The following is a 7,065-nucleotide window of genomic DNA, read 5'->3' as shown; positions in this document are numbered from 1 at the left end:
GATCATGCCCAGGTCCAGCATCTTCCACAGCACCAGCTCCTGGCGCTGCTTGTTGCGCTCCCGGCCGGTGGTGACCTCGCCGGTCTCCTCGTTGGTGATACGCACGGTGGAGTTTGGCCCGTACAGGGTGGGGTTATTGGTGATGCTGATCAGGCTGGCACACTCGGCCAGGCTCAGCTCAGACACGTCCTTGCCAAAGTAGTTCTCGGCGGCGGTAGCCACGCCGTAGCAGTTGTCTCCCAGGTAGATCAGGTTGAGGTACCACTCCATGATCTGCTCCTTGGAGTAGGTAGCGTCAAAGTCCAGGGCGGTAAAGATCTCCAGGATCTTGCGCTTGACGGTGACGTCATCATACTGGGTGGCGTTCTTGATCAGCTGCTGAGTAATGGTGGAGCCGCCCTGAATGTCCCTGCCGGTAAACATGAGCAGCACACCGTTGAGGGTACGCTTCCAGTCCACGCCATTGTGGGTCAGAAATCGCTCGTCCTCAATGGCGATGGTGGCGTTGACCAGATTTTCCGGGATCTGATCGTAGGTCACTTTCTTACGGTTTTCCGTACCGTGAAGGGAAAGATGTTCCTCGTATTCTCCCGTCTCCTGGTTCATATAATAGATGGTGCTGGTCAGGTTCATATCAAAGTTGGCGTCCAGATGTGCCTGAGGCAGGATGACCGTTTTGATATAGGCCATGGCGAAACACACCAGGATGATCCCGGTGATCACCATAACCAGCAGGAAGGTCCCCACAACCTTACCCACGATCCCCAGGACATGCAAGGCGGGATTGTAGGTACTTTCGCTCCGACGGTTCCGGGGCCGGGGATTCTGATTGGATCTTGACGGCAAAAACGACACCTCCGTATATGGGTGAACAGGTATTCAGGTCCTTTTTTCTGCAAATGGCACTTACAAAAAATCAATGTTATTATATCACTTTCTTTCCCATTGTCCACCCTCTTTCCTTCCTTTTCTGTATCTATCTGGATGTTTCCGAAAATTTGACCCATCCCGCTCTTGCATTTTAGGCTGCCACGGACTACAATAGAGACGAACTTAAGGAAGGTATGGTGCCCTGTATGAGTGAAGAATTTGGCCCTGATTTTATCACCGTCACCGACGAGGACGGCAATGAATTTGAGCTGGAGCATGTAGACACCCTGGAGTATAACGGTCAGACCTATATGGCCTTTTTCCCCGCCGTTCAGGGGGAGGAACAGGGCGACACCGTGGAAGAAGTGGATCTGGACGATGAGGAAAACGGCCTTATCATTCTGAAGGTCGTCCATGTGGACGGCGAGGATCAGCTCTCCACCCTGGACAGCGACGAAGAGTTGGATCTGGTCTATCAGCAGTTTATGGAGGCCCTCTTCGCCGGCGAAGATGAAGATTAAAAGCTGAAACTGATTCCTGCTCGGTGCGTGATGGGTCTTATTTAAACCCACATTCCTTAAACGGGATGCCCCACTCATGGCGTGGACTGCAGGCCTCCCGGTCCTTCATTCAGGAAGGACTGGAAGTTGGAAGCGACGAAGCGTCATGGAGGCAACCCACCTGCCGTTTCGTGCAGGTTTTAAATGGATCCGCACGGCCAGAGCGGGACCCCCACGAAACGATTGTTTCGTGGGGTTTTCTTATTTTAGAAAATCTGAACAAAGTGTAAAACCGGTTTTTAGGCTTGAAAGATCGTTCAATTTCCTGTATAATACAGGCTTGTCTATACAGATTTGAATATATAGCCACCCCTGCCGCCGGCAGGAACATTGACGAGAGGACTGAAGCAACAAATGAGCGCATCCAGAGAAAAAAAGCAGCGCCGGAGCGACCCTGACCAGGGATTGACCCAGAAGCAGCGGGCCGAACTCCGGGCGCAGAAGGCCGCCAAGCAGAAGGCAGTACTCTATACCGCCATCGGCGTGATCATTGCAATTCTGGTGGTCATCCTGCTGGTATGGCACTCCGGCATTTTCCAGCGGGGCGCCACCGCCCTCACCGTGGACGGCCGGAATTACAACGTCAACGATGTGGAGTACTACTTCCGGGCCGCTATGTCCGAAGCCTCCTCCAGCGGCATGAGCTTTGATGTCACCGCCGATCTAAAGGAGCAGTACGTGGACGAGGAACAGACCCAGACCTATTACGACTATTTCCTGGAGCAGGCCATCGAAAACCTGAAAGAAGCCGCCGCCGTGGAAAATGCCGCCGATGAGGCCGGCTACACATTGTCGGCGGAAGACCAGGAGACGGTGGACCTCAATATCCAGTATATGCAGGCTTATGCCTCCCAGTTGGGCTACAATGACTTTGGCTCTTTCCTCAAGCTCAACTACGGCAAGTATATGACTGCCGGCGCCTATGAGGCCTGCCTGCGTCGCGACGTGCTGGTCTCCAGCTACAAGAACCACTATATGGACGGTCTGGACATTACCGACGACGCCATCCAGACCTACTACGGCACCAACAAAAACGATCTGGACAGCTTCACCTTCCGCAGCGTCTTTATCGACGGCTCCGCCCCCAAGGGGACTGACGAGGATGGCAACACCGTAGAACCCACCGAGGAGGAGACCGCCGCCGCCATGCAGGCCGCCAAGGCCAAGGCCGACGCATTTGCCGCCGCGGTGACGGCTGCCGAGGATAAGGATGCCACCTTCGTCGAGCTGGCTCCCGACTATGTGTCCGAGAGCAGCAAGGAGAGCTATGAGAACGACCCCGACTACTCCCTGACCACCGGCCTGGTGGGTTCCACCCTGGCCGGCCGCGCCTACGGCGAATGGGTGCTGGATTCCGCCCGTACCCTGGGCGATGTGGGCGTGGTGGAGTCCTCCGCCGGCTACTATGTGGTGTACTTCCTGGAGCGTTACCGGGATGAGACCCCCACCGCCGATATCCGTCATATCCTCATCAAGGCTGAGCTGACCCAGGAGGACGATCCTGAGACCGAGGACGTGGACGAGTCCACCGTTCCCACGCAGGAAGCCCTGGACGCCGCCAAGGCGGAGGCTCAGGCCCTGCTGGACGAGTGGAGCGCCGGCGACAAGACCGCCGAGTCCTTCGGCGCTCTGGCCGAAGCCAATTCCGATGATACCGGCTCCAACGCCAACGGCGGCCTGTACGAGCAGGTCTACAAGGGCAGATTCACCATCTTCGACAGTTGGCTGTTCGGCGAGTCCCATCAGCCCGGCGACACCACCCTCATTGAGAACACCAATTCCGGCCAGCAGGGCTGGCATGTGGTCTACTACCAGGGTGCCAACGATCCTGTCTGGAAAATCACCGCCGACGACGCCCTGCGTGAGGAGGGCCTGAACACCTGGCTGGATGAGCTGACCAAGGATCTGGAGGCTGTCCAGGGCGACGGTATGAAGTACCTGTATAACTAAGACAGCAGGCGGACGGAGCGCGGCTCCGTCCGCCCTTTTTTCAGGAGGCGCAATGGACGAACAATTTTTACGCACCCAAATGCTGCTGGGGGATGAGGCGATGGAAAAACTGGCCGCATCCCATGTGGCCGTCTTTGGGCTGGGAGGCGTGGGCAGCTGGTGCGCAGAGGCTCTGGCCCGCTCCGGCGTGGGGGCCCTTACCCTCATCGACCATGACGAGGTGGGTTTAACCAACCTGAACCGGCAGGTGGAAGCCACCCTGTCCACCCTGGGTATCCCCAAGGCCCAGGCTATGGCGAACCGCATTGCCGATATCAACCCCCAGTGCCATACCACCGTGCGGGTGGAAAAGTACGAGGCCGGGAACCGGGAGTCCTTTTTCTCCACAAACTACGACTATATTGTGGACTGCATCGACCTGGTGTCCTGCAAACTGGACCTGATCGAGACCGCCATCACCCGAAGCATCCCCATCCTCTCCGCCCTGGGTACCGGCAACAAGCTGGACCCCTCCCTGTTCCGCATCGGGGACATCTCCAAAACCGAGGGCTGTCCCCTGGCTCGGGTGGTCCGGAAGGAGCTGCGCGCCAGAGGCATCCACCACCACCGGGTGCTGTGGTCCCCGGAGGAGCCCAAGGCAGCCGCCCAGCATGAGGCTCCGCCCCCCGGCCGCCGCTCCGTCCCCGGCAGCGTGGCCTGGGTACCGCCCGTAGCCGGGCTCATGATAGCCGGCGATGTGGTACTCACACTGTCCGGTCTGCAAACCGTATAAAAACATCCCTCCGCCGGCAAACTAAGGCCAACGGAGGGATGTTTTTTGGGTCAGAATCATAAAAAATGGCTCCGCCCCGCCCTAGCGGGGGGCGCGGCGGGACTGGTCAACGGATTTTTCGGCGGGGGCGGGGGCATGGTGCTGGTCCCGCTGCTGGCGCTCTGGTGCGGACTGGGTCAACGGAAGGCCTTTGCCACCTCGGTGGCTATTATCCTGCCCCTGTGCGGCCTGTCCGCCGCCATCTACCTGTTCCGGGGGGGCGTGGACTTTGGGGCGGCCCTGCCCTACCTGCTGGGCGGGCTGGCAGGGGGCTTTATCGGCGGCCGGGTATTCAAGCGGCTCAACATGGTATGGCTCCGGCGGCTGTTTGCCCTGCTGCTGCTCTACGGCGGGGTAAAGGCCCTGTTCTTCTGATGGGCTGGCTCACCGCCGTTCTGGCCGGCGCCCTCACCGGCGTTCTGTCCGGCTTCGGGGTGGGAGGCGGCACCCTGCTGCTCATCTATCTCACCGCATTCGCCGGGATGCCCCAGAACCAGGCCCAGGGCATCAACCTGCTCTACTTCCTCCCCTCCGCCGCCGCGGCTCTGCCCGCCCATATCAAGCACGGCTATGTGGAAAAATCCGTCCTGCTACCCGCCATCCTCACCGGCCTTGTGTGCGCCGCCCTGGCTGCCTGGGCGGCCACCGGGCTGGATACCACCCTTCTGCACCGGTGCTTTGGGGGCTTCCTGCTGGCAGTGGGCCTGCGGGAGCTGTTTCGGAAAGAGTGAATCCGCTATCCCCTGGCCCGTTTGAAGGTGAGGTAGCCCTCCAGGATCAGGGTGGCAGCCACAGCGTCCACAGTCTTCTTGTGGTTCTTCATCTTCTTCCCCGAGGCGTGGAGGATGTTGTGGGCCTCCACCGTGGTGCGCCGCTCATCCCACAACACAGGTTTCAGGCCGCAGGCCTCTTCCACCTGGGCGGCAAAGGCCTTGTACAGCTCGGCCCGGGGGCCTTCGGTGCCGTCCATGTTTCTGGGAAAGCCCATCACCAGTTCGTCCACCTGGTGTTCCTTCACCAGCCGGGCCAGCTCCTCCGCCACCATCTCCGCCTTCCGGCTGTGGATGACGGTGGTATATCCGGCCAGCAGGCCGGTGGGGTCGGAGATGGCCACGCCGGTGCGGGCGTCGCCGTAGTCAATGGCCATGATACGCAAGATCACCACTCCTTTTCTGCTTTTTACACTATACAAGAGGGAGACAGAAAAAACAAGCGGAAAGTGCTTGACTTCCGGCACTTGCTGTGATATAGTTCTTTTACCTATGAAAAAGGGCTCTTTTTTTGTGCGCATTTTTACGGTGTGATGACGTGCAAAACCCTTCCCTCCGCGTGAGACATAGGGAGGCAAATGTGCCGAATCCGCACCGTGACGTTCTTTCCAGGCGCAGTTTGCGCCCGGTACGTTGCTGGATTCGGCCTGCGGCCGCATCCGGCATTTTTGCTGTTATGCGGTCAAACAATGAAGGAGGTGCCGAACATGGCGAAGGCCGGCAACCGGGTGAAGATCACCCTGCGCTGCTCCGAGTGCAAGCAGCGGAACTATAACACCAACAAAAACAAGAAGAATACTCCCGACCGTCTGGAATTGAAGAAGTACTGCCCCTTCTGCAGGAAGCACACGGTCCACAACGAGACCAAGTAATGAGCGATGCAAGACGGCTCAAAAGAAAGAAGGGTTGAACGGAATGTCTGAAAACGAGAAGCTCGAGCAGACCAAAGCTGTGAAGGCTGAGAAGAAAAAGGACGTCAAGGCAGACAAAAAGCCCGGCTTTTTCGCCCGCATCGGCAAGTGGTTTAAAGAACTCAAAAGCGAGCTGAAAAAAGTCCAGTGGCCCACTAAGAAACAGACCATCAACAACACCGTGATCGTTATCCTCTGCTGTATCGTCGTGGGGATCTGCATCTGGGTGTTCGACGCCCTCGCCGGTTCCGTGATCCGCGCCCTGCTGGATCTGTTTGGCAAGGGTTAAGGTGTAGCAAATGGCTGAGAACGCGAAGTGGTATGTGGTCCATACCTATTCCGGCTATGAAAACACCGTGGCCGCCAGCATTGAAAAAGCAGTGGAGAACCGTGGCCTGCGGGATTTGATCTTTGAGGTGAGCATCCCTCTGGAGACCGTCACGGAGATCACGGACAATGGTCCCAAAACAGTAGAACGCAAGGTATTCCCCGGCTATGTGCTGGTCAAGATGGTCCTGACCGACGAGACCTGGCATCTGGTACGCAATGTGCGCGGCGTCACCGGATTCGTAGGTTCTGGCAACAAGGCCATCCCCCTCACGGATGAGGAGATCGCCGCCCTGGGCGTGGAAAAGCGAGAAATCGTTGTAAGCTATCAGGTAGGCGACAACGTCAAGATCATCAACGGCGCCCTGGAATCCTTCCTGGGTACCGTGGAGGAGATCGACCTGGACCGCAGCAAGGTCCGTGTAGTGGTCTCCATGTTTGGCCGTGAGACCCCCGTGGAACTGGAACTGGACGAGATCGAACCCGTCGAATGATTCCCGGCCACGGCCCTTTCCCCCGCACGTGGGAGGGACTGCAAAGCAGTTCCGCTTCCAACCACATTTATCGTAGGAGGTGCTGTTTCAAATGGCACAGAAAATTACTGGTTATGTGAAACTTCAGATTCCCGCGGGCAAGGCGACTCCCGCGCCCCCCGTCGGCCCCGCCCTTGGTCAGCACGGCATCAACATTGCCGCCTTCACCAAGGAGTTTAACGAGCGCACCAAGAACGACGTCGGTCTGATCATCCCCGTGGTGATCACCGTTTACGCCGACCGTTCCTTCACCTTTATCACCAAGACTCCTCCCGCCGCCGTCCTCATCAAGAAGGCCTGCAACATCGAGTCCGGCTCCGGCGTGCCCAACAA

11 protein-coding genes and 1 other RNA gene are annotated in these 7,065 nt (G+C 58.1%); 10 read left to right on the top strand and 2 right to left on the bottom strand.

What is annotated here, in order from left to right:
• On the bottom strand, nt 1-846 hold an 846-nt coding region (locus Q0K43_RS09490; protein WP_297290301.1), incomplete at its 3' end, for a transglycosylase domain-containing protein.
• A gap of 230 nt (nt 847-1,076) precedes the next feature.
• Here Q0K43_RS09490 and Q0K43_RS09485 point away from each other — a divergent pair.
• From Q0K43_RS09485 to Q0K43_RS09460, 6 genes are all read left to right on the top strand, one after another.
• On the top strand, nt 1,077-1,391 hold the full coding sequence (locus Q0K43_RS09485; RefSeq protein ID WP_297290300.1) for a DUF1292 domain-containing protein: 315 nt from the start codon (nt 1,077-1,079) through the stop codon (nt 1,389-1,391).
• A gap of 10 nt (nt 1,392-1,401) precedes the next feature.
• Nucleotides 1,402-1,604, top strand: a non-coding RNA gene (ssrS, locus tag Q0K43_RS09480) — 6S RNA.
• Nucleotides 1,605-1,784: 180 nt separating this feature from the next.
• Nucleotides 1,785-3,380 (top strand): peptidylprolyl isomerase, encoded by a 1,596-nt coding sequence (locus Q0K43_RS09475; protein WP_297290299.1) that lies wholly within the window; start codon nt 1,785-1,787, stop codon nt 3,378-3,380.
• 52 nt (nt 3,381-3,432) lie between these two features.
• Complete coding sequence (locus Q0K43_RS09470; RefSeq protein WP_297290298.1) at nt 3,433-4,152, top strand: tRNA threonylcarbamoyladenosine dehydratase; 720 nt, start codon at nt 3,433-3,435, stop codon at nt 4,150-4,152.
• Nucleotides 4,153-4,197: 45 nt separating this feature from the next.
• Nucleotides 4,198-4,566, top strand: a complete 369-nt coding sequence (locus Q0K43_RS09465) for a TSUP family transporter (protein WP_297290297.1) — start codon at nt 4,198-4,200, stop codon at nt 4,564-4,566.
• Complete coding sequence (locus Q0K43_RS09460) at nt 4,566-4,922, top strand: sulfite exporter TauE/SafE family protein (protein ID WP_297290296.1); 357 nt, start codon at nt 4,566-4,568, stop codon at nt 4,920-4,922. Before Q0K43_RS09465 ends, Q0K43_RS09460 begins: the two co-directional genes overlap by 1 nt.
• A gap of 5 nt (nt 4,923-4,927) precedes the next feature.
• Here the strand turns inward: Q0K43_RS09460 and ruvX are convergent, their stop codons facing one another.
• Complete coding sequence (gene ruvX, locus Q0K43_RS09455; RefSeq protein ID WP_297290295.1) at nt 4,928-5,347, bottom strand: Holliday junction resolvase RuvX; 420 nt, start codon at nt 5,345-5,347, stop codon at nt 4,928-4,930.
• Between the two features lie 321 nt (nt 5,348-5,668).
• Between ruvX and rpmG the strand changes: the two genes are divergently transcribed.
• The 4 genes from rpmG to Q0K43_RS09435 form a co-directional block, all read left to right on the top strand.
• Nucleotides 5,669-5,833, top strand: coding sequence for a 50S ribosomal protein L33 (gene rpmG, locus Q0K43_RS09450; protein ID WP_087188137.1), 165 nt, complete (start codon nt 5,669-5,671; stop codon nt 5,831-5,833).
• A gap of 43 nt (nt 5,834-5,876) precedes the next feature.
• A complete protein-coding gene (gene secE, locus Q0K43_RS09445; protein ID WP_297290294.1) occupies nt 5,877-6,161 on the top strand; it encodes a preprotein translocase subunit SecE in 285 nt (94 codons plus the stop codon).
• Nucleotides 6,162-6,171: 10 nt separating this feature from the next.
• Entirely contained in the window at nt 6,172-6,693 is a 522-nt protein-coding gene (nusG, locus tag Q0K43_RS09440) for a transcription termination/antitermination protein NusG (RefSeq protein WP_297290293.1), read from the top strand.
• Between the two features lie 91 nt (nt 6,694-6,784).
• Nucleotides 6,785-7,065 (top strand): 50S ribosomal protein L11 (locus Q0K43_RS09435; RefSeq protein WP_297290292.1); only part of this gene is annotated, 281 nt, incomplete at its 3' end.

Origin of the sequence: uncultured Flavonifractor sp., assembly GCF_944383115.1 — a bacterium.
Classification (GTDB): domain Bacteria; phylum Bacillota; class Clostridia; order Oscillospirales; family Oscillospiraceae; genus Flavonifractor.
The sequence above is the reverse complement of the archived record's forward strand: the minus strand, read 5'-3'. Positions and strand labels throughout refer to the sequence as shown.

Bases quoted from the DNA above. Each gene is read 5' to 3' on its own strand.
- Q0K43_RS09485 (WP_297290300.1), top strand. From the start codon at position 1,077: ATGAGTGAAGAATTTGGCCCTGATTTTATCACCGTCACCGACGAGGAC.
- Q0K43_RS09475 (WP_297290299.1), top strand. From the start codon at position 1,785: ATGAGCGCATCCAGAGAAAAAAAGCAGCGCCGGAGCGACCCTGACCAG.
- Q0K43_RS09470 (WP_297290298.1), top strand. From the start codon at position 3,433: ATGGACGAACAATTTTTACGCACCCAAATGCTGCTGGGGGATGAGGCG.
- Q0K43_RS09460 (WP_297290296.1), top strand. From the start codon at position 4,566: ATGGGCTGGCTCACCGCCGTTCTGGCCGGCGCCCTCACCGGCGTTCTG.
- rpmG (WP_087188137.1), top strand. From the start codon at position 5,669: ATGGCGAAGGCCGGCAACCGGGTGAAGATCACCCTGCGCTGCTCCGAG.
- secE (WP_297290294.1), top strand. From the start codon at position 5,877: ATGTCTGAAAACGAGAAGCTCGAGCAGACCAAAGCTGTGAAGGCTGAG.
- nusG (WP_297290293.1), top strand. From the start codon at position 6,172: ATGGCTGAGAACGCGAAGTGGTATGTGGTCCATACCTATTCCGGCTAT.